Below are 21,653 nucleotides of genomic sequence, written 5' to 3' on the forward strand. Positions count from 1 at the left end.
GAATGCTCTGTCCCCCCCTTCCGCAAGAGAAAAATTGAAAAAACGGCATGACTATCTTCCGGCAGCGCTTCAATATTCTGCCGCAATCGACTTCCATTCCGCAGCCGGCTGAGCGTCACGGCATCCAGTCGACGATGCCGCCGGCGGGATGAAGTTTGCGCCACTCGGCGAACTCCGGCCAGGTGCGGACTCCGTCGCGGATCACCGCCTGACAGTACTCGATCCCCATCACCTTTTCGGTTTCGGGCGTGTCGTTCTTCACGGTCAGGATCGCCAGCTTCAATTCGGGCGTCAGCACCGCGGAGATGCGCTCCGCGACCCGCTCGAAATAGCCGTCGTAGAAGGTGCCGCGCTCGATCTGGATCATATCCAGCTGCCACAGCTCCCCGTCCGCGTCCCGGAACCACGCGTGCCATTCGAAACAGTGCTCGTCGGTGGCCGCGAGGTTGCCGTAGGTCACGCGTTCCACCGCCGGGTTCGCGGCGATCTTCGCCATTGCCGCGAAACTCTTTTCCGGTTCGAGCTTCGCGGTGTAGATGTGAAAATCGATGTCGCGGTGCTTCATCAGCAGCCCGGTCTTCAGCGACCCGACCAGATGAACCTCGGCGCCGATCGACTCCCATGCGGCGATCAGGCCGCTCGCTTCGACCACCCGCCACGCCTTTCCCTGATTTTCCTCCGCCAGCGCCAGAACATCGTTCATTTCAGAATCCCTTTCAGGGTCAGATCCATGCTTCCCGACCGGAACCCCTCCAGATCGAGCGTCACATAGAGAAATCCCAATTTTTTCAGCTCCGGAACCAGCTCCGCGGCGCGTTCCGCCAGCCGCGCCAGCTCCGCCGCCGGAACCTCGATCCGGGCGATGTTGCCATGCACCCGGAGCCGGACCTGCGCAAATCCGGCCTCCCGCAGCAGCGCCTCCCCCTCCCCGATCCGCCGCAGCAGCTCCGGCTCCAGCCGGGCGCCGTAGGGAAGCCGGGTGGCCAGGCAGGGGGTCGACGGGCGCGACGCGGCCGAAAGCCCCAGTCCGCGCGCCAGCTCCCGCACCTCGCGCTTGGGAAATCCGAGCTCGGCAAGCGGGCTGCTGATCCCCAGCTCCTTCAGCGCCTGCAGGCCCGGGCGGTATTCCAGCAGGTCGTCGGCGTTGGTGCCGTCCATCACCACCGGCAAATGCAGCGCCCCGGCGAACTCCTTCAGACGGCTGAACAGATGTTTCTTGCAGCGGTAACAGCGGTCCGGCGGATTCCGCACGATCTCAGGGTCGGAAAACTCGTCGATCTCGATCACGTGAAGCGGCACTCCCGCCTCGCCGGCAATCCGCCGCGCATTGTCGATATCCGACTGCGGATGGAGCCGGGTGGAAAAAGTCACCGCCTGGATTTCGCCGCCGCCCGAACGCTGCGCTTCCGCCGCCAGCGCCAGCAGCAGCGCACTGTCCACCCCGCCGGAAAACGCAAGGCAGACACCCTGCTTCACCAGCCGGGCGATTTCGGTCCGCAGCTCCGTCAGGCGCTCCATCTCAACGCTCCCGTTTTTCCGCTTCGCACCGGGCGGCGTCGAAGACGGTCTGGTACGGTACGCCGGAGGCCTCCGCGACCGCGCGCACACTCTCGAACTCCGGGTAACAGCGCACCAGTTCGCCATGACGGCAGCGTTTGACCGCGACCGGGCCGTATCCCGATTCGACCGTGACCGATTCACGCGCCATCACCGTGCGCTCCCAGCGGGAGCGGCGGATGCCGATGGTGGTGGTGGTTTCAAAAATGACCGATTCCAGCCTGCCGATCAACGCTTCGTCGCAGATCACCCGCAGCAGCTGCGCCGGGCGGTTCTTTTTCATGAAACAGGGCAGGAAATGCACGTCGCGCGCACCGGCGGCAAAAAGCCGCTCCATCGTCAGCCCCAGCGCCTCGCCGGTGCAGTCGTCGAGATTGCTCTCCAGCACCCAGATACCGTTCCCCTCGGCGGGGACTTCGGCTTCCTCCACCTGCAACAGCATCGCGCGCAGGATGTTGGGGCGGCCGAAGTCGCGCTTGCCCGCGCCGAGACCGACCGCGGCGACCGTGTACCGCTCCGGCAGCCGGTCCGCGGTGCGGATCGCCGCCGCGATCGCGGCCCCGGTCGGCGTGACCATCTCGCCCTTCGCATCGGTGAAGCGCAGCGGCAGCGCATGGGCGGCGGCGATGTTGACCACCGCCGGAACCGGGACCGGCAGTTCGCCGTGCTGACAATGCACAAAACCGCTCCCCTCCGAAATCTCCCGGATCACCACCGCATCGGGGGCGATCTTATCCATCAGGATCGCCGCCGCCGCGATATCGACGATCGAATCGACCGCGCCGACTTCGTGGAAATGCACCTGCTCCACCGGCAGACCGTGCGCCTTGCCCTCGGCCTCCGCGACGATCGTGAAGATCCGCTTCGCCAGTTCCCGCGCCCCGGAACTCATCCCGGAACGGTCGAAAATCGCGAAAATATCCGCGAGATGGCGGTGTTCGTGATGGTGGTGATGATGCCCGCTGTCTTCTTCATGTCCATGCTCATGGTGATGGTGATGCTCTTCCAGCTTCACGTCGAAATTCAGCGCCGCCAGCCCGTAACTCCGCGTCGGAGAAACCTCCAGTTCAAATCCATCCACATTCAGCGCGCGTAGCTCATCGAGCACCTGCCGCCCGTCGCAAAGTTTCAGATCCAGCAGCGCGGCGGCGAACATGTCGCCGGAAATGCCGGACGCACAATCGAGATACAGTATTTTTTTCATCGCAGTTTCTTTCCCCGGATTCACTTCATACAATACGGTAGGTTGTTTGGAAAATATAATGGCTTGGGCAGGGAAATACAAGCGGCGTTCGGGATTTCGCTCCTGTTGGAGCGAGCAGGGCGCTTCGCCCCTGCTCGCCGAAGGCGAAGTCCCGAATAACGCACTTGCATCACGGCAATTGTTTAAAATATGTTTAAAAATTAATTTATAAAATCGGTTATTAAACTATTGACATCGCCGCCGTTTTTTGGTATAATAAAAATAAAAGCAATCATCAGGAGTTGAGACGACGATGGCGTACCAGAGAAAAACCAGAAACCTGCACGACCTTGCGGAAAAAGCGGGCGTGACCGCGGCGACGGCGTCGATGGCGCTGCGAAATTCGCCGCGCCTTTCCGAAGCGGTCAAGGAGCGGATCCGGCGGATCGCCGAAAAGGACGGCTTCACGCCGCGCAGCTACAACCGCAAGCAGGAAAACGCACCCGGCAAGCGTTTTTCCCACCTCGGCCCGGTGCTGTTCCTCGACAACAGCGTCGATGAAACCGATCCGATCGGGGCGGCGCTGCTGGCGGCGCTCGGGCCGATGATGAATGAGTACGGCGTCGACTTCCAGGTGGTGAACCAGCGGGAGCTGGCGGCGCAACCGGAGACATTGGAAAAGTTCGACGCGCTTTTCTTCTACAACGACCCGCCGGTGCTGGAGCTGATCCCGGAGCGGATTCCGGCGGTACAGGTGTTCGGCTGGGAGAAGCAGCGGCGGAACTGCGACCGCATCACCGCCAACGACGGGCAGATCGTCGCGCTTGCGGTGGAGTTTCTGCGCAAAGCCGGAGTTGAACGCAGCGCGATTTTCTGGCGCGACGATATCGTGAGAATCCCGGACCATCCCCGCATCACCCGGTTTCTGGCGGAGATGAACGCGCTCGGCATTGAGACGACGGAGTTCCGGTTCGGCAAGTACGACACCGATTTCACCGGGCGGCTGAAGCAGTACATCGAAGCAGGCTCGGAGCGGATCGGCTTTTTCGGCTTCAACGCCCGCTGCGGCGTGAAGCTCTGCTGCGGGCTGGACAGCCTCGGGCTGCTCCAGAAGTACAGCCCGACAAATGTGATCGTCTGCGACAACAGCGTCCTGCTGCGGGACTTCTGGCCGAATCCGGCCCTGATCGACCTCGACCTGCCGCTGATGGCGAAGCGGGCGCTGGAGATGCTGTTCTGGCGCATGGAGCAGCCGGGCATCCCGGAAGCGTTCGTGCTGCAGGCCCCCCGTCCGCTGCAATAAAACCTTACTCAGGGAGAACAAACATGAAACGGAAATCCACTTTGATTGAGCTGCTCATTATTAAAACCTGTCAAATATACAATCTCTTTCCATATACCGCTCTGCGTAAAAGAGAGGGGTTCGGGGGAGAGAAAGCGGCGACTTGCGCCGCGTTTCTCCCCGTACCAAGCAATCTGAACATCTCTCTCATTCTCCGCAAGCTCTCACGCCTCCGTCAATGCTCTGCAAGCGGCAAGTCGGAGCAAAAACGTGAAGTTGCCTTTCCGCAGAAAAGCGGGAAGACAACTTCACGTTACTGCGGATCTTCCTTCCCCGCCGGCCGACCGCGCTCCCGCCAGTCGACCGTCCCGTACCCGGCACCGGCACCTTGCCGGACGCAGGGGGCGCGGCACGAGGCGGACACGCCCCCCGCATACCGCCGCTTAAGGCCGACTACCGCAAGATTTACTCTGATTGAGCTGCTCGTGGTGATAGCGATCATTGCGATACTCGCAAGTATGCTGCTTCCGGCATTGAACTCGGCGCGGCAGAAGGCGCGGGCGATCCAATGCACCTCCAACTTGAAGCAGGCCGGAACCGCGCTGGCGCTTTATGGCGCGGACAACGCCGATTTCCTGCCGAATCCGGCTTCCAAGCCGACTTCCGACGGCAAGAGCTACAATATGATCACGGTTGAAACCACGTACCGGCACAACCTTGCCTCCTATCTGGGGGGAGTCGACCTGTACCGTCCGGCGTCGAATCCGCTGGTCTGTCCGGCGGCGCGCGCCGCGACGGTCACGAACCTGACGAAATGGAGCTGTACCTACAGCTACACCACGCTGGCCAACAACAACATCGGCAGAAAGAGCCAGGCGTATCTGGAATACAATTCCAAAGGTCATAAAACTCCCCGGCTGGCGATGATGTACGGCAGCGGCGTGGCGCTGCTCTACTGTGCGGCGCCTTATACTTCGGGCGCGGTACGGTGCAATATCGAAGGCTTCGGGGACAAGAGCGAAAATCCGCTGAACCCGGCATTCGGGGGCGCGTTCCACAACCGGCGGCTGTCGCTGCTGTTCGGCGACGGTTCGGCGGGGATGACCAATATCCCGGCGAAGCGGCTCTCGCCCGATACCGGAACCTACAGCACATTTACATGGGTGATCGAACGATGAAAAAACTGTTTCTGACTGCCATCCTGTCGGGGAGCGTGCTGCGGCTTGCCGCCGCTCCGGTCGTAATCGACGATTTTGAAAAGGGCAAACCGGACGGCTGGACCGTCTACAAAGACGCGAAAAGCCCCGCCGCGCAGCTTGCCGTCACGGATGACGCGATCAGCGGCGACGGCGCGCTGAAAGTGATGCTGGGCGGCTGCACCCGGTATCAGGGAATCCAGTTCTTCAAGGTTCCGGTGATGCCGGAAAAGGCGGTGGCGGTCTCCTTTCTGGTCAAGCCGGTATCGGGCCCGCCGCCGACGGCGCTGGCGCTCTCCGAACGCAAGGAGCGGTACGGCAAGGATCTGGCCACGGCGGTTGCCAATCTGAAAATTTCGGGAGATGACTGGCAGAAGATCACCGTGCCGCTCGCCTCGATGAAATACGGCTCCGGGCCGGAACGCGGCAAGGCGTTCCCGTTCAAGCCGGGAGCGGTCTATTCGCTGCGTTTTTACGGGGCGGTTTCGGAGCGGCCGTCGGTTTTCCTGCTCGACGATATCGTGTGGGAGACCGAATAGATGAAGCAACTGCTGTTGTCCGTGGTGGCGGGCATCGCCGTCGCCGCATGGGGAAACAACCTCTTCCCGGAGGACACCGACTTCGAGACCGGCACGCAGAACTTCCGCTACTACCGTTCGGCGGAGCCGATCCGCACCGTTTCCGGCGACGCGGCCTCGGGAAATTCATCGCTGGAGATCGATTCGGCGGTGTCGTGGGCGCACGGGCGCTGGGGTTACGCGATCCGGAAAGATACCGACTACACGGTCAGCTTCTCGGCGCGGCGGGTTTCGGGCGGCGATACGATCGCCTTTGCGCTGATCGGCGTGCTCGACTGGAAACAGGTCGGCTTCACGCAGTTCCGGCTCACCGACGAGTGGAGGCGTTACCGTTGCCGCATCCGCACGGACCGGGCGGGAACGGTGCTGTACCCGGCATTCCTGCCGCAGGGGGAGATCGTGTTCCGCATCGACGCGATCCAGCTGGAAGAAGGGAGTGAAGCGACGCCCTACCGCCATTCGGAAGCATTCAGCATTTTTCCGTCAGTGAACGGCGCGGGAAGCGTGGTGCATACGCCGGAGATTCCGCGCCTTGCGGTGAACGCCTTCAACGCCGGAGTTCCGCCGGAGGGGCAGCCCTTCACGCTGCGCGTCGGCGTGCCGGGTACGGAAATCCGCCGCGAACGCAGCTTCCGGCTGGAAAAGGGGAAAACCGCCGTAATGGAATTTGAGCTGGCCGAAGCGGCGGAGCCGGGTTACTATCCGGCAGAGGTCGAAGTGCTGGACAATGCCGGAAGGACAGTAAAGAGCTCCGCCGCTCCGTTCGTGGTCACCGCCCCGTTCCCGCCGCCGTCGCGGGAGGGCTTTTTCGGGATGCAGGACAGTTCGCTGCCGCAGTCGGTGCTGCCCCGGATCGGCGTATCGTACCTGCGCAGCGGTTTCACGGTCTGGAAGGCGATGGAACCGCGCGAAGGAGAGTTCCGGGAGTATGCGTTCCTGCCGCCGCCGGAACTGTTCTGGCACCCGACCATCCAGAGCGAGTTTACGCCGGGACGGGTTCCGGCGTGGGGCTGCAAGCCGGGGAGCACACAGGCCGATCCGGCGAAGGCGGCGCTTTTCATGGAACAGCTGTTCCGGCAGCTCCGGGGCAAGACGGAATACCTTGACTTCATCAACGAACCGGATCTGGAGCTGCGCAACATGCCGGACGGCGCGGAGTATTACGGCGAACTCCTGAAAACCGCCGCGCCGATCGCCCGGAAATACGGGATCAGGCTGCTGGCGGGCGTATCGGGGAACCGCTCCGACTTCACCGAGAAGGTGCTGACAGAGGCGCACAGCTCCATCGACATCCTCGGGCCGCACCCGTACTGTTCGCCCCGCTCCATCGCGGCGGACGGCCGGTACTGCGCGCCGCCGGAACAGGGAGAGTTCGCCGGATCGATGCGTTATCACAGCGAACTGGCCCGGAAGTACGGCAAGGAGTTCCTGATCGGGGAACTGGGCTATTCGCTGGAGGAGAGCATTCCGTTCCACGCCCCCGAAGCCCACCGGCACGCGGCGTGGCTGGCGCGGATGTTCCTGATCGCGCGCAGCTACCCGGAGTGCCGCCGGCTGGTCTGGTTCACCGGGCTGGACCGCTGGGAGGGAGGCCCTTTCCTGTACGGAATCTGGCGCACCGAAAACGGCATCCGGCCGCTGCCCGCGGTCGCGGCCTGCGCGCAGGCCGCCCATGAAATCGACCGCGCCGACGCGGCGGAACTGCTGCTGGACGGCGACATCAAGCTGTTGCGCCTTCGCAGAGGAAACCATACCTCCTATGCCGTGTGGGATTCCGGCGGAAAGCCGGAGAAAACGGCGCTCCGGGAGCTGCCCGCCGGCGCCGCGCCGCGTTCGATCTACGGAACTGCGGTCAGGCCGGGCGAAGCCGCGATCACGGAAGCGCCACTCTACCTCTCGGAAAACGCAGCCGGAACGGTGCTTGCGGCGCTGCTCCGTGCGATCGACTCGCGCCCGCCGCTGACGGTCCGCGCCTGGCTGCGGGAGCGCAACCACCTCAAACTGGAGGTGAAAAACCGCAGCTTCTCCGACTGGAAAGGGACGGTGGCGATTCCGGGTGTGCTTCAGGCAACTATCCTGGCGGTGCCGCGCCAGTCCGCCGAAACGGTCACGGTGAAAACCGCCGCCGCGATCCCGGCGGCGTTCGCCGTGAAACTGGCGGGGGAGAACGGCAAAGAGTACCGGAATCCGGTCGAACTGCCCGCGCCGTTCGAGATTCCGAAACTGGCGGTTTCCGATCTGGAAAAGTTCGATTTCGTATCGAAACTGAACGGGCCGGGAAGCATCGTTCAGCAAACGCGCGAACACCTGTTCCCGCCTGACCCGTCGATCCCGTGGAGCGGCCCGGCGGACCTGTCGCACCGCACACTGCTCGGCTGGGACGAAGAAAACCTTTACATCTTCAGCGAAGTGCGGGACGATATGCACCGGAACCGGAATCCGGACCACGCCGCGTGGCGGGGTGATTCGATCCAGATCGGCATCGATTCGCACAACGACGCCGACGGCCGGAACAGCTACGGCTCCGACGACACCGAATTCACCTTCGCGCTGAATAAGAAGCCGTGGAACCATCACGCCCCGCCGACCCGCCGGACTCCGGCGGAAGCCTCCGGCGTCCGGCAGTTCATCACCCGTTCTGAGGAGAGCGGCACCACCGTTTACCGGATCGCCATCCCCCGGAAGCTGCTGGCTCCCCTCAAGTTGAAACCCGGAACAGTCTTCGGCGCGGCGCTCTGCTTCAACGACGCGGACGAGGGCAAGGTTCGCCGCTACATGACCTTCGGCGGCGGAATCGCGGATCGCAAATGCCCCGCCCTGTTCCAAAAAGCCGTGCTGGCGGAATAAGCCCCCGTCCTCACCAGCGGTAATAGCGGTAGGGATCGTCGACGGCCTGCGGCGTGTCCGCGTAGAGCGGATACGCGGGGGCGCTCCGAAGTTCCGGCTTGCCGAGCATCCCGCCTTTCATGCGCAGGTCGTTGCAGAGGACGGTCAGCACGTTGCCGCGCCGCTTCAGGTCGCGGCCGCCGACCGGATAACTGCGGTCCAGCGACCAGTGATCGACCGGGTTGGTTTTCTCGGAGAGTTCGCCGAGGAAACGGCCGTTGATCCAGACCCATGACTCATCGTCGATCACGCCGAGGCGGAGCAGGTAATCGCGGTCCGGGCGCGGCTCCTCCGGCAGGTCGAAAGTCAGGCGGTACCAGAAAAGCCCGTCGTACTCTTTGAGTTCTTCAAACTGGTCCTCGAAGTTGCCGGGCACCCTGACGGGGTTCCAGCCGGAATCCGGTTGGAACCCCGGCCGGAACCAGCCGAGCTTCCAGCCCCGCGCTTCCGGGTCGGCTCTACCGGTCCAGCCGGCGCGGAGCGGCAGGATTCCCCCGTTGGCGGCGGAACCGTCGAGCAGCTCGAAGCCGTCCGCTTTCGGCTCCGCGCCGAGGTTGTGCAGCAGCCGCGAAATCAGGAACTGGGTCCGGCGGCGGGTGGTGCGGAACGCCTGCTCCTTTTCGTCGAACATCCACGGCGCGATCTGCACCGCGACCGCTTTCCCCTTGCCGGAACGGTACAGCGACAGTGCGCGCCCCCCCGGTGAGGCGGCGTCGAAGGCGGCCATCGGCAGTTCGGTGCGCCAGTGCAGTTCGGCGTTGGAAATCCCGGCGAACTCCGGCATCCGCGAAAGCCCCTCCACGTAATCCGAAAAGAACTTTCCCTGTGCAGCGTTGAATCTGCCGGGGAAGTGGCGTTCCAGCTCCTCATGGTTCAGGCCGACGGCAAGCACGGCAAGGCCGCGTTCGACCGCGGCGGCGACGCCTTCCGGCTTCGCGCCGGGGCCGAGCACCAGCACGCCGGCGTCGGGCAGCGGCGCGGGAGCGGGCACAAAGCAGATGCCGAGCTGTTCCAGCAGCTTTGCGCCGCGCGGATCGCCCGCATAGTAAGTCGCAAGCGGCGGAATGGGACGGCTCCGGTCGAGGCGCAGCAGCAGCGAACGCAACAGTTCGGCCGCCTCCGGATCGGATTCGGTGCGGCCGGAGAGGTCGAGCTGGCAGAAGATCACCTGCTTATTCCACTCCAGCACCGGCGCGTACTGAAGGTCGAAGCCGCCGTGGTACAACGGCAGGAAATCGCCGACGGAGGGCTTTTCCAACAATACCGAGTTGACGGTGCCGCGATGGCCGGCGCGCCACGCGCGGGTGTTCTCAAAGCCGTTCCAGTTCCAGGTCGGATCGGCGGTTTCCAGCTCCGGGGTTTCGAGCACCGGCGGCACCAGCGTCGCCGCGCCGCGCCAGTCGCGCAGCACCGCGGAGCCGTCGAGCGCAAACACCTCGCGCAGCCCGTGGATGTTGGCGCGGAAGCCGAGCCGGGCCAGCTCCGGATAGTCCTGCTCCAGCACCAGCACCCGAAGCCCGCCGCGCAGCGCCCCGGAGAGCCGGAGCGGAAACTCCTTCAACCCTTCGCGCCCGATCACCAGCAGTTCCACTCCGGCAAGGTCGGCCTGCGTGCGGACAATCCGGGCCGCGACGCCGAGTTCGGCCAGAAGCGGCGCGGAGCGGCCCGCCGGATCGTAAAGCCCGACTCTGCTCCGCGGCAGTTCGGCGCGCTTCGGAATCACATGGAGCGCCAGCCGGTCGGTGATGCCGGAACCGTCCGCAAACCGGAATTCGGCCAGAAGTTCCAGCTCCCCCGCCGGGGTCCCCTCCGGGATCGTGAATTCAACCGGCGCTTCCGCGCGGGTGCCGGGGGCGGGATTCAGCGTCGCGCTTCCGGCGAGATTCAGCGCCGGGAGTTTCCAGCGGCATTCGACGGACTGGGGCCGCCGGGTGTCGTTCAGCACCAGCAGCTGTTTGCAGACGGTTTCGCCGGGGCGGAAGTTGTGTCCCTTTTCGGTGAAGTCGCCGGATCTGCCCGCGATCCAGCCGGTCAGCTCCCGCAGCGCGGGCAGCGCCGCCGCGCCGGTGCCGGAGGGGACGAAACGGTCGAAGGATTCGATCATCTGCCCGCCGTTGGAGCCGAAGTAATCGGGCACAATGCCGGGCCGCTTCAGATCCGCCAGCGGATCGAGCGCCGGGAAGTTCCCCTTTGCCCGGTGACTCCACAGCAGCGACTGGTCCCACGGCAGCAGCCCCGAAAGACCGCGCGCCCGCATCGCGCGGAAGTTGTCGGCGGTCATCCACGCGCGCACCTTGTCCGGGTCAAGGCTGTTGCCCATGCGGTGCAGCCGGCTGTAGAGCACCGGGCGGTTGCCGCGGCACAGCTCCTCCTCCAGCCGGTACAGCGTGATTTTGGCCGCATCGATCCGGTAAGCTTCCTCGCCGAGGTGCGCGGCGTTGAATTCGTTGAGCCACACGCACTGTACCGCCGGACTGCTCCAGATGAAGGCGGGGCCGCGAAAGCTCGACCAGCTCGCGGTGTGCGGCATGCCCCATTCGACCAGCATCAGCGGCTTGGTGCCGTGCCGTTCCCACTCCTCGAACCAGTCGCTGCGCTCCTGGCGCGGCACCCAGTTCAGATAGCAGTTGAGCGAGGAGACTTCGCCGAGGTTGCCGGATTCGTGGTGGTAGACCGGGCGGGTCGGGTCGATGCCGCGGACGATCCCGGCGGCCAGCAGCGCCTGCCTGCGCTGGAGGTCGCGGCGGCGCGGGTCTTCGGTTTTCATGCGCTCGTCGGGAGAGTAGACGCCGTCGAGCTTCCGCGGATTCTGGTCGCCGAAGTAACCGGTCGCGTTGTGGTTCATCGCGTAGAGCACCACGCCGGACAGGTTCTGGAACCGGCGGATCAGCGATTCGGCGTAAACCCGGTAGCGTTCCGCCTCGGCGGGATCGTCGAGCTTCCAGCGGAAATCCTTCGCGTGCGGCATGGTCAGGGAGGTCAGCACTCCCGCCCGGCTGGCTTCGCGGTAAAAGGCGTCGATGTAACCGACCGTGCCGGGGGCGAAATCGTAGTCGTAGCCGATCAGATGATTGAAACCGGCATCCCGGGCGCGTTCGGCCAGATTTTTCTGGCGGGCGGCACAGCACATCTCGGCCCCCTGCCGGATCGTGTTGTTGACCAGTGACCGCAGGTGGATCGGCGAACCGTTCAGCAGGAAGTTGCGCCCCTCCACCCGGAACTCCCGGTAGCCGAACTCCTGCGCAAACAACTGGTCGACCGTTTCGCCGGAGGCGGCCTTGAGCCGGATGTCGGCGAAATAGAGGTTTTGCGGCGCATCGGTGTCCCACAGCTTCGGCGCGACCCAGCCGGTTTCAAACCGGACGCGGCGGAACGCCGGATCGGCTGCGGAAACGGAAAATTCGGCGGAACGGAACACCGTTTCGCGCTGATCGCCGTCGCGGATCTCCGCCTCCAGAAAGTAGCGGCCCGGCTTCACTCCGGCCAGCCCCGCGTCGACCGCGAGTTTCCGGTCGCGCAGCAGCGGGATCAGATGGGCGTCGGTCAGATGGCCCGCTTTCGGGAACGCGTGCAGAAACACATCGCCGGTGATGCCCCGGCAGTTCAGTTCGCGCGTCGCGTCGATCAGCCGCCCCGGCGCCATGAAAACCTGTTTCGCACTCTCGTCGGGAACAGCCGAAACCCGCAGCGCCAGTTCGTGCGTCCGTCCCGGCGTCAGAACTCCGGTCAGGTCGAGCCTGCCGCCCGGATAATAAAATTCGCCGGCGGGTCTGCCGTCGACGAACACCTGCGCGCAGGTCTGGAGCATCGTGATTTCCAGCTCGATCCGGCGTTCCTTCCACGTGCCGGGTATGTGGAGGCTGCGGCGATACCACGCGGTGTTGAGCCGGGCGGGATCGAAGGGGGGAGCAAGCGGCGAGAGGTGGATTTTCTGGGAACTTTCCGCCGCCAGCCAGCCGGTGCGCCCCGGCCAGATGCCGGGAACCTTGAACCAGCCCCAGCCGCTCTCTTTCACCGGAATTTTCGCTCCGGCCGCAGGGAAAAACCGCCACAACCCGTTCAGCGACACCGTTTCGCGGTGCCGGTTGACGTCGCGGGCGGCGTCGTCGAGCGACCAGAGGGCGGCTTCGGCCGCGCCGCCGGGCGGGTCGGCGTCCTTGTCCAGCGCCGCCGGATCAGTGACGGCTTCAACCCGGATTTCGGAGAACTCCACCAGCCCGGACTTGCCGAAGTTGCTCGGCGTAAAGGCCAGATAAGCCGCCCCTTCCGGGATCGGATAGAGGCGCGCGCACTTCCGGCCGGAGGTGTTGCCGCTGAAGCCGAACACCTCCGGCCATGGGCCGACCGCCTCGTTTTTCGCGTTGAAAAAGCGCATCGCCAGCCGCCCGTTCTGCCAGCTCTGTCCGCCGGGGACGAGGTTCACAGTGCGGATCGAAGCGGTGAGCTTCAGGAATTTCCACTCCGGCTTGACCGGAATCCGCAGCGAAGCGTGGCCGGGGCCGTCGATCGCGATGGTCAGGCTGCCGCCCGGAGCGGTGATCCGGGTGTCGCCGGCGCCGTTCCACCAGCGCGGCCTGCCGCCGCCGTCAAGGGAACAGGCGAGATTTTCCGCCGCGAACGCGGCGGCGGTGAGAAACAGCATGGAGAGAAACAAGAACGGTTTCATGGAGCACCTCATTGCATCGACGCCGGGCCGGTCGCGGCTCCCGGCTGGAATTTCATGTCAAGCCATCTGAGTTTGACCGACGGGGCGGGCTGTTCGAGCTGGCGGATCAGCAGCTCGCACGCGGCCCGCTGCCGCTCCAGGCAGTCGCCGATCAGCCGGGTGTAGAAGGGATCGCACGGCACCTCCGAATCCCAGCTTGTGACCAGCGCGACCGAGATGTCATGCGGTACGCGCAGTTTCCGTTCCGCCAGCACCTGCCGCAGCTTTTCACCGGTGCGCAGGTCGTTGACCACGATCGCGGTCGGCGGGGCAGGAAGGTTCAGCAGCCGGTCGATGCAGTCGAGGTTGAACCGTTCCAATGCGGCGGCTTCGTCCGGCGCGCCGCGCTCCGGCAGCAGCCGGTCATACCCGACATAGTACGAAGGGTCGAAAATCCGGTGCGCCGTCATGAAATCGCGGTAGATGTCGCGGAAGTGCTCCGTCCAGAACCCCAGCCGGTTGGCCGGGATAATCTCGGCAATACGGCGGTGTCCAAGCCCGTACAGATGGCGGTAAAGCACCGGACGGCTGTTCACATGGTCGAATTCGACCAGATTCACAGTGGAAGGCTCATTGATCTGGTTGACCGAAACAAAGGGAATCCCGTTCAATTGCAGGTTGCGGGCGATTTCAAGGTCGAGCACCGAGTTGGAAAAGACGTAGCCGTCCACGTTGATCGCGGTCAGGAAATCCTCGTTGCGCAGGATGTCCAGCGATCCCGCGCCGAGCACCAGCAGCCGGTAGCCCGCTTTTTCGACGGTGTCGAGGGTGGTCCGGTACATGAAATCCTCCGGCCCCGGATGGCCGAGGCTGTTCACCAGGCAGATCAGCCGCCGGCAGGGCCGGTTCCGGTTGCGCAGCGTCACGAAAGCGCCGCGCCGGTCGAGGATCGCGATATAGCCGCGCCGCTCCAGCAGCTTCAGCGCCTTGCCCATCGTGACCGGCGAAGTGTTGAATTCGGCGGCGAGCTTGTGCACGCCGGGGAGCTTGCCGGAATAAGCGCCGTCGAGCAGCCGTTCCTCCAGCTCCATGCAGAGCTGCGTGTATTTGATATCAGGCATCGGAGGTATCCTTCAGTATTTGGAGAGGTCGGAGCCGTCCGGATTCCAGCTGATCCGGTGCTGCAGGCCGTCGGAGGGATATTTGCCGTACAGCGCGGAAACGTGGCCGTCGGCCAGCAGCATCCCCATCCCGTCCGGGTGCGGAAAACGGGCTGAATTCCACGCCCCGTCCCACTCGCCGGTCCACTTGGTGATCGAAAAATACAGTCCTTCGCCAGCCAGCAGGATTCTCGACGCATGACGGATGCCCGGGAATTTCACGGCGGGCTGTTCGTTCCCGAGAAAATTGTTCTGTGCGATGCCGCCGCAGCCGGCCAGTTTGCGGGTCTGCTCAAGGCTGTTGTCCAGCGTCGGGCCGGGGACGTATTCGGAGCAGACCGGCACCGAATAGCGGTTCTTCTCCACTTCAGGATTGTCCGGCGTGAAATCCCCCTTGTTGTACCGCTCCAGAAAGAGCTGGGACGCATAGGGTCCAAGGCTCGTCTCCCAATCCTGCCTGCCCCCCGAAGCATAAGTCTGACGGGTCGGCACCACGAAATCCTGATGGTCGGCCGCATAAAGCTGATGGGCGATGCCGAGTTGTTTCATCTTGTTCTTACACTGCGTCCCCCGCGCGGAAGCCCGCGCCCGGTTCAACGCCGGCAGCAGCATACTCGCCAGAATCGCGATGATCGCTATCACCACGAGCAGCTCAATCAGCGTAAAATTCCGGCGGTGCTTCCCGTACCATACGTTCTTTCCGTACCGCATTTGCCCATCCTTTCCTGAATTGTACATGGTTTCTCTCCAATCCAATGCCGTCCGACGTCAACCTTGGAGTGCGGAGCCCGAAGGGGCGGCGAAGCCGACTTCAGCTCCGCTTTCCAATCGCACGTGACCATACAGTCACTCATACGTTTCGTTACCTTTCCATACCATTGCAGGCCACAAACTAAATGCCGGTCATTTGCGGATGGCTCCGGAGGGCCCGGTTGCGCCCTCCGGACCTCCCCGTCCGAATTTGGACTCACGCGAACTTTCAGAGCACTTCCGCTCGCGGGCGCGGCTTTGCCGCTTACTTGTCGGGCTGCGCCCGCCAACCCTTCAACGTTCGCTACGCTCACTACGCCAGGGAGGCTTCGCTCTCTACGTTCGGCTTCGTCACTATCGTTCCTCGTTATTTTGCTGCCGCAAAATAATTCCCTCACATTCGTTCGCGGCGCTGACCGCGCTTGTTGTGCGCCGCATAAAAGGTTTTGGAGACCAACCTTCGCCTTGCCTGTGCTGGACGCCGCACGCCCCCCGGAGGGGCATTGGCGGGCGCACCCGGCAGCGGCACCTTGCCGCCGGCAGCGATTGCTATATTACAGATATATTACAGTTTATATTATGACAAAGAAAACCGCAAATGTCAAGATGCCGGGAAAAAATTTTCCGAATTTTCCGAATTCTCCGAATCAGCAAAGAAAAAGCCGGGGCCAATGCCCCGGCGTATTGCAGTCGCCTTTCTCGAATCAGCGGTTTATTTCACCAGAAAGGCGGTTTCGGCGGTGTGTCCGGCGATCAGGTCCTCAACCGTCACCTGCCAGTGGCCCGGCTCATCGTTCCGGGCAATCGGCAGCGGCAGCTCCAATGCGCCGTCTTTGAGTGCGTAGTACCCGGAAAGGGCGTTGGGGCGGCCGGAGCTGTCCGCTACTTTCAGCCGGACCGCCTGAGTTCCGGCGGCCCCTTTCCGGCTCCGGAGGGTGATCCGAAGCCGGGCCGCTTCGCCGCGCTTCACTTCCGGCTCGGCCTGCACGCGGATTCCGGTGATTTCACTCTGTGCGACATAGAGCAGCCGTCCCGCGCCGGCGCCGAGGAACAGGCCGTCGATTCCGCCGTCCTTTCCGGGCGTCAGCAGGCGGCGGGTCAGCACATCGTAGACCGCCCTGCCCCCGGCGAGCAGCTCCGGGGCAAACTCCACGGCGACCGTCTGCGGCACTCCCGCATCCAGCACTTTGCCGTATTGCCCGACGTAGGTTCCGGCGCGGCGGGCATCGTTGATCACGAAAAGCGCCTGATCGCCGTCCCCGATGCGGCGGCTCAGGATCACATCCTCCGCCGGCGAGGAGACCTGATAGCGGAACCCCTTCGCAAGCAACAGTTCCTTCAGTTTCCTGCCGGAGGCGATCCAGCTTTTCTGCTGCTCCGCCGCGCTCAGCTTTTCGGTGACGGGGAACATCATCTTGATCGCGCCCGGCACGTTCAGCCCGAAGGTCTGGTCGACGATCACAAGCTTTCCCTTGCCTGCCGCGAATTTCACCACCGCGTCCCGGACGCTCCCGGTCAGGAAGCGGGTGTCCGGCACGATCAGCACGTCGTAACGTTCCAACTGCCCGGCGGATTCGTCAAACAGGATATCCGGCTGGAGCTGCGCGAATAGGATGCTGTTGTACACATCCGCGAAGAGCTTGTTGGAGTTCCCGTAGTTGCCGGTGCGCCCGTAGAGCGAACTTGCCGCCGACTGCAGCACCGCCACCCGGCCGGGGCCGCGGTTCATCGCCTTGAGCATCGGCCCGTAGGGCTTGACCAGCGTATCGGACACCGCCGCCAGCGCCTCGGCGGTGTCGGGATTGGTGTTCGCGTAGGTTCCCGGCGTGGTGCTGATGCTGCTGCCGCCGTCGAGCATGATCGCATCGACCGGGCGGGACATCGCCAGCCACACCGCTTCACGCACATGGTCCGGCGAAATCGTCACGAAACGGCCGAAATGCACCGCGTCGCGCGCTTCCACAAAGGAGTCGGCCTCTTTGGCGGCTTTGGCCCGATCGGCGGCGTTTTCAAGCTTGCCGACCACTTCGTTGGTATACCAGAAGAGCTGGATATTCGGCACCACCGGCTTTCTGCCGTCCACGGCGGCGCGCATTTCATCGATGTTTTCCAGCAAACCGAGCGGCGACGGATTGGTGTAGGTCCAGTGGCTCACGAAATCCATGCCGCGATCCCGTCCGAGAAAGGCCGGATTGCGCAGGATCGGGTCGTGGAAGGCGCGGGCTTTCGGCAGATACCGCTTCAGCCGCTCCGCCGCCAGCGCACGGCTGTCGACATAGCCGGAGCCGTGCAGCCACCACCACCTGATATAGTCCAGCTCCGGCGTGGAGGCCGGCAGCACACCCTCCTTCGCCTGCTTCGCCTGCGCCCCGAGCGACACGCCCACCATGCCCCAGGTGCGGTTCACATGGGCGGGAGGCTGCCCGAAACCGGCCTGCTTCGCCTGCTCCAGACAGGCGGGATGGAAGCACTGATAAAGTTTGCGCTCCTCGTTTTCGGTTTCGGAGTCGAAAAGCAGATAAGCCGGGGATTTCGCATCCCGCACCGCCTCGCCCAGCGCCTCGACCGATTTCTCCAGATGGCCGCGGTATTCAGGGTGGTTGTGGCAGATGTCGCCGGAGAGCTGATTGCCGCCTCTGGCATCCTTCATCATCATCGCGTCGAATTTCTTCTTGTCCCAGTAGCGCCGGGTATCCACCTTGAGCAGCGAACGCACCCCGTGCTTCAGCCCCGCGTCGGCACGGCGCACGGCGGCGGCCACCGATTCGAGATAGCCGGCTTCCTGCACATACTTCGACACGAAGAAGAACGGCGCCGACGATGCGGTGAAGCCGAGCCGCTCCAGTTCCAAATATGAGTCGATCCCGTCCCACAGGATCATCTCGAAACGCCCGGCGCGCGGCACGGGAGCCACGGAAAGGTCGAGCTCGCCCGAAGCCAGCACCTGTTTCGCGGCATCGGTCAGCCGGTAGACGGCGCGGTAGTCGCCGACCCGCAGCGAAGCGGCCGGAAAGTTGACGGTCACGGTGCTCTGCTCCCCCGGCTTCAGCGCCGCGACCGTGCGGATTTCCGGCGGAAACGCATCGTCGAACCGGAAGGAGAATTCGATGCCTTTCCACTCCGTCCCGGAGTTGTTCTTCACCTGAAACAATAGCGGCGCCTCCTTTTCATCGTTCAGGAAGACGGTGCGCCACCCTTCGCGGACCACTGCCGCTGCGGCAGGAGGCGGCGGAACCGGCAGTTTCCGCAGCTCCATATCGCGGAAAGCCGCCTGACGGTAGCGGACGCCGAGCGCAACCGAGCCGGAGGCGAAATTCTCCGCATGGGCGGTAAGAGTGGTTCCGCCGGCGGATGCGGTAAGCTCATTCCCCGACACCGAGAGCGACAGGGTCAGCGGAGCCTGCTGCGGCGAAGCCTTTCCGGCGCCTTCGGTTTTGGCCAGGACCGTCTCCCGCCCGTCGACCACCTTGAACAACTCCAATTGCCGGTGCGGGTCACCGTAGCGGAGCGCGTAGAAATTATCCCGGTTCCGCCAGCGGATCGCGAGAAACACATCCCCGACGCCGTCCCGCGTGGTCACGGTCGCCGAAAAGCTCTCTCCTCCCGGAGTTTCCGGGCCGGGAGCCACGATCCAGAGCGGCCGGTTTCCCGCGTCGGCGGAGTCGGAAAGTTCGGCGACGACGCCGTCCGTCTGCTCCCAGTCGCCCGAAACCGGCACCCACCGGCTGATCTTATCCGCCCGCGCCGCCGTCGCCAATGCGATGCAGCCGATCAATAATAACGGAAGATGCTTCATCGCTCCGTCTCCTTCTTTCTTTCCCAGATGATCGAACACATTCCTTTTCCGGCCAGGTCGGCGGCTTCGATCCGCCACGGCCCTTCGGGGTCGCCCGCCGCCAGCGGAACCGTCAGCGACAGCACTCCGTCCCGGACCGGCCGCACTCCGCTGTATTCACTCAAAATACCATCGGGCCGGTAAATGTCAAGCCGGACCGGCCTTACGGTATCCTCGCCATCTTTGATCCGAAGATCAAGACTGAAAGCTTCCGGCAGCGGCGCCGCCCGGAGTACAAGCTCTCCCGGCGGCGTTTCGGAGATCGCCATAATCCTGCCTCCGGCTGCCGGAAGCTCCAGCTTGAATTCATAGAAACCGCCGCCCACGCTCCGGCAATCCGGAGTTTGTCCGGTCAGGAGCTCCCGGACAAAGGGAGGCTGTGCAAAGGGACCGATTTTCCAGACGCCATGCTCCGGCACGCCTTTTTCCATCATCGCCCGGTATTTGCCGGAACGTTCGTCCCAGGTGCGGCGGTCGTTGACCGCGAACAAATAGCGGAGCCGCCCGCCGGTGCGCATATTGCAGAGGATGCGCGGCGAAGAACAATCGAAGTCACGCCGCACCACGCCGTCGAGCCGTTCGCGCATCTCGGCGGCGAACGTTTCCAGGCGGCGCTGGTCCTCGTCCGCGGTCACGCCGTCGACCGCGACTTCGCCGCCCCACTCCGAGCGGAAATTGGTGTCGTCGGCCACCGCGAAATCACTGCCCCGGCAGATCGCGTTGGCGTTCACATTGCGCCGGTAGGAGAAATCGAAGCCGAACCGGATCACCCCCGGCACCTCCGCCCGGAGCCAGCGGTCGGCGATCACCGTGCCGCCCCGCCGCGCAAATTCGACGATCCGGCGGTAAACCGGCTCCGGCAGCGTGTCGGCGGCGGGCAGCGCCAGCAGCTCATAACGTTCCAGCGCATCCTCAAGCACATCTTCCTCGAAGATCACGTCGGCGGGAATCTGCGCCATATTCATCATGGTATAGAAGTCGTAAATCTGATAGTTCTGGTAGTGCGCGTGGGATCGCGGCACCCGGCCGTACACCCTCGAAGTGAAACAGTCCAATACCGCCGCCCGGCGCGGCAAATTGCAAGTGGCGCGGGCCAACGCGCCGAAAGGCTTAAGCACCTCCCGGTTGAACTCCGCAATCGCGGATTCGGTGGCCGGTGAAAAAATCGCCGGGTCGCCGCCTTCAAAGAACGCTTCGATCGGACTGCCGAAGTAGCAACCGAGCGCCTGCGGGCCGCGAGAGAAGTTGATCCACGCGCACTCCTTCCAGCGGTCCGGCCCCATGCGCAACGTAAACTCCCGCGCGAACCGGTCGCTGCCGCACGGCGTCAAGGTCCCGGCGTAATTCCACAGGGTGATCGTATGGATGAATTCCCGGTTCCCCCGCCGGGCGGCGGCGGCGAGGGTTTCGACGAAAAGCGTCAGCTTCGGGTCAGGATTGGTATAGGTCCACGAACTGACCGTCCCCAGCCCGTCGAACCGCGCGGGCAGCGGCGCCAGCCGCAGCGGATCGGCAATCGTCGCCAGGTCGGGCCGCGCCTGCCGGGCGGTTTCGGCCATCAGCCGGTTGATCGGGGTCCAGCCGTCGCCCTCCTCGAAATAGTAACGGGCGTACTTCAGCTCCGGGTCGGAAGCGGAAACCACCCCGGGGGCCAGTTCGGGAATGTCGGGATAGCTCTCCGCGAACACCCGTTCCAGCGAACGCAGCCGGGAGAGCTTCACGCCCATCGCCGCTTCATGATGCGCCACCGACTCCGGATCGCAGGGCAGCTTGAGCTTGTCCTCCAGTTCGCTGTTCATGAACATCGTCGAACAGGCCGGAAACTCCGCGAAAAGCGCCATCAGCCGCCGGATCAGGAAACGGGCTTTTTCCTGCGTATAAGGATGATACGGATTCAGGAATTCCGAACGCGAGCCGTCGGGATTGATCCGGTGCGCTTCCGCCGGGGCGTCCGGCCCGGCCCGGAAAATTCCGCCGGCGGTGTTTTCGATCAGGATTCCCAGCTGGATGCCGCGTTTCATCGCCTTTTCAATCAGCGCAACCGCGCCGTCCGGGTGCTCGACCGCCCAGCCGGCCCGGAACTGGCTCCAGGTCACGCCGAGGGCTTCGAGCTTGTCCAGTTCGCGCTCGGCGGTCTCCCCGCCGGCTTCCAGCGCATCGTAGTGAACCGTCGACGGCCAGTGCCAGAACTCCATGCGGTCCGGCTCCGGCGCGGGCACCACGTCGATCAGGAACTCCTGCCGGACCAGCGTATTCCCGCCGCACTCCAGCACCGCGGCCATCAGGTGGCTGCCGCAGCAGAGGCGGGCCGTATCGATCCGGAACTCCAGATCGCCGACATGGTGGTTCAGCTTCGGGATATCCCGGCGGCCGACGATCCCGATTCCGGCGATTTCCAGCGTCAGCGAGCAGTTGTGGAAGTTGTGCGGCTCGAAGTTCATCACATCGAAGCGCATCAGCGGTTGTTCATTCCGGAAAAAGCAGCGTCGGCGGCTGGTCTGTATGATTTTGATATTGCCGTCTTTCATAATTACCACCTCAGAGGTTTATCGTCGCAGGCGGCCGCTTCGGGATCGGCTCC

General features: G+C 63.9%; 12 protein-coding genes. 4 read left to right on the forward strand and 8 right to left on the reverse strand.

What is annotated here, in order from left to right; all coding sequences use genetic code 11:
- Positions 1–115: 115 nt before the first annotated feature.
- From C8D82_RS04425 to larC, 3 genes are read right to left on the reverse strand one after another with little or no spacing between them, the layout of a single operon-like run.
- Positions 116–703 (reverse strand): nucleotidyltransferase domain-containing protein, encoded by a 588-nt coding sequence (locus C8D82_RS04425; protein ID WP_116883063.1) that lies wholly within the window; start codon positions 701–703, stop codon positions 116–118.
- Complete coding sequence (gene larE, locus C8D82_RS04430; protein WP_116883064.1) at positions 700–1,518, reverse strand: ATP-dependent sacrificial sulfur transferase LarE; 819 nt, start codon at positions 1,516–1,518, stop codon at positions 700–702. Before larE ends, C8D82_RS04425 begins: the two co-directional genes overlap by 4 nt.
- Before the next feature lies 1 nt (position 1,519).
- Positions 1,520–2,761 (reverse strand): nickel pincer cofactor biosynthesis protein LarC, encoded by a 1,242-nt coding sequence (larC, locus tag C8D82_RS04435; protein ID WP_116883065.1) that lies wholly within the window; start codon positions 2,759–2,761, stop codon positions 1,520–1,522.
- A 292-nt stretch (positions 2,762–3,053) separates the two neighbouring features.
- Here larC and C8D82_RS04440 point away from each other — a divergent pair, with 292 nt between their 5' ends.
- The 4 genes from C8D82_RS04440 to C8D82_RS04455 are packed head-to-tail and all read left to right on the forward strand — an operon-like array spanning position 3,054 to position 8,643.
- Positions 3,054–4,043 carry a LacI family DNA-binding transcriptional regulator gene (locus C8D82_RS04440; protein ID WP_116883066.1) on the forward strand — a complete coding sequence of 330 codons (990 nt, stop codon included), beginning with the start codon at positions 3,054–3,056 and terminating at the stop codon, positions 4,041–4,043.
- A gap of 23 nt (positions 4,044–4,066) precedes the next feature.
- A complete protein-coding gene (locus C8D82_RS04445) occupies positions 4,067–5,200 on the forward strand; it encodes a type II secretion system protein (protein ID WP_116883067.1) in 1,134 nt (377 codons plus the stop codon).
- Complete coding sequence (locus tag C8D82_RS04450) at positions 5,197–5,757, forward strand: hypothetical protein (RefSeq protein ID WP_116883068.1); 561 nt, start codon at positions 5,197–5,199, stop codon at positions 5,755–5,757. The genes C8D82_RS04445 and C8D82_RS04450 overlap by 4 nt, the downstream gene beginning before the upstream one ends.
- A complete protein-coding gene (locus C8D82_RS04455) occupies positions 5,758–8,643 on the forward strand; it encodes a sugar-binding protein (RefSeq protein ID WP_116883069.1) in 2,886 nt (961 codons plus the stop codon).
- A 10-nt stretch (positions 8,644–8,653) separates the two neighbouring features.
- Here C8D82_RS04455 and C8D82_RS04460 read toward each other — a convergent pair whose 3' ends face one another.
- The 5 genes from C8D82_RS04460 to C8D82_RS04480 all read right to left on the reverse strand — a co-directional run bounded on the left by C8D82_RS04460 (position 8,654) and on the right by C8D82_RS04480 (position 21,600).
- Positions 8,654–13,348 carry a hypothetical protein gene (locus tag C8D82_RS04460; protein ID WP_116883070.1) on the reverse strand — a complete coding sequence of 1,565 codons (4,695 nt, stop codon included), beginning with the start codon at positions 13,346–13,348 and terminating at the stop codon, positions 8,654–8,656.
- Between the two features lie 8 nt (positions 13,349–13,356).
- Positions 13,357–14,448, reverse strand: coding sequence for a substrate-binding domain-containing protein (locus tag C8D82_RS04465; protein ID WP_116883071.1), 1,092 nt, complete (start codon positions 14,446–14,448; stop codon positions 13,357–13,359).
- A gap of 12 nt (positions 14,449–14,460) precedes the next feature.
- On the reverse strand, positions 14,461–15,198 hold the full coding sequence (locus tag C8D82_RS04470) for a DUF1559 family PulG-like putative transporter (protein ID WP_116883072.1): 738 nt from the start codon (positions 15,196–15,198) through the stop codon (positions 14,461–14,463).
- A gap of 751 nt (positions 15,199–15,949) precedes the next feature.
- Positions 15,950–19,033 (reverse strand): hypothetical protein, encoded by a 3,084-nt coding sequence (locus tag C8D82_RS04475; protein WP_116883073.1) that lies wholly within the window; start codon positions 19,031–19,033, stop codon positions 15,950–15,952.
- Positions 19,030–21,600, reverse strand: coding sequence for a beta-galactosidase trimerization domain-containing protein (locus tag C8D82_RS04480; protein ID WP_116883074.1), 2,571 nt, complete (start codon positions 21,598–21,600; stop codon positions 19,030–19,032). The genes C8D82_RS04475 and C8D82_RS04480 overlap by 4 nt, the downstream gene beginning before the upstream one ends.
- Positions 21,601–21,653: the final 53 nt, after the last annotated feature.

Source organism: Victivallis vadensis (assembly GCF_003096415.1).
Lineage (GTDB): Bacteria > Verrucomicrobiota > Lentisphaeria > Victivallales > Victivallaceae > Victivallis > Victivallis vadensis.

What these genes read in the sequence shown, in the direction of transcription:
- C8D82_RS04425 (WP_116883063.1), bottom strand. Translation starts at nt 703, where the DNA reads ATGAACGATGTTCTGGCGCTGGCGGAGGAAAATCAGGGAAAGGCGTGG.
- larE (WP_116883064.1), bottom strand. Translation starts at nt 1,518, where the DNA reads ATGGAGCGCCTGACGGAGCTGCGGACCGAAATCGCCCGGCTGGTGAAG.
- larC (WP_116883065.1), bottom strand. Translation starts at nt 2,761, where the DNA reads ATGAAAAAAATACTGTATCTCGATTGTGCGTCCGGCATTTCCGGCGAC.
- C8D82_RS04440 (WP_116883066.1), top strand. Translation starts at nt 3,054, where the DNA reads ATGGCGTACCAGAGAAAAACCAGAAACCTGCACGACCTTGCGGAAAAA.
- C8D82_RS04445 (WP_116883067.1), top strand. Translation starts at nt 4,067, where the DNA reads ATGAAACGGAAATCCACTTTGATTGAGCTGCTCATTATTAAAACCTGT.
- C8D82_RS04450 (WP_116883068.1), top strand. Translation starts at nt 5,197, where the DNA reads ATGAAAAAACTGTTTCTGACTGCCATCCTGTCGGGGAGCGTGCTGCGG.
- C8D82_RS04455 (WP_116883069.1), top strand. Translation starts at nt 5,758, where the DNA reads ATGAAGCAACTGCTGTTGTCCGTGGTGGCGGGCATCGCCGTCGCCGCA.
- C8D82_RS04460 (WP_116883070.1), bottom strand. Translation starts at nt 13,348, where the DNA reads ATGAAACCGTTCTTGTTTCTCTCCATGCTGTTTCTCACCGCCGCCGCG.
- C8D82_RS04465 (WP_116883071.1), bottom strand. Translation starts at nt 14,448, where the DNA reads ATGCCTGATATCAAATACACGCAGCTCTGCATGGAGCTGGAGGAACGG.
- C8D82_RS04470 (WP_116883072.1), bottom strand. Translation starts at nt 15,198, where the DNA reads ATGCGGTACGGAAAGAACGTATGGTACGGGAAGCACCGCCGGAATTTT.
- C8D82_RS04475 (WP_116883073.1), bottom strand. Translation starts at nt 19,033, where the DNA reads ATGAAGCATCTTCCGTTATTATTGATCGGCTGCATCGCATTGGCGACG.
- C8D82_RS04480 (WP_116883074.1), bottom strand. Translation starts at nt 21,600, where the DNA reads ATGAAAGACGGCAATATCAAAATCATACAGACCAGCCGCCGACGCTGC.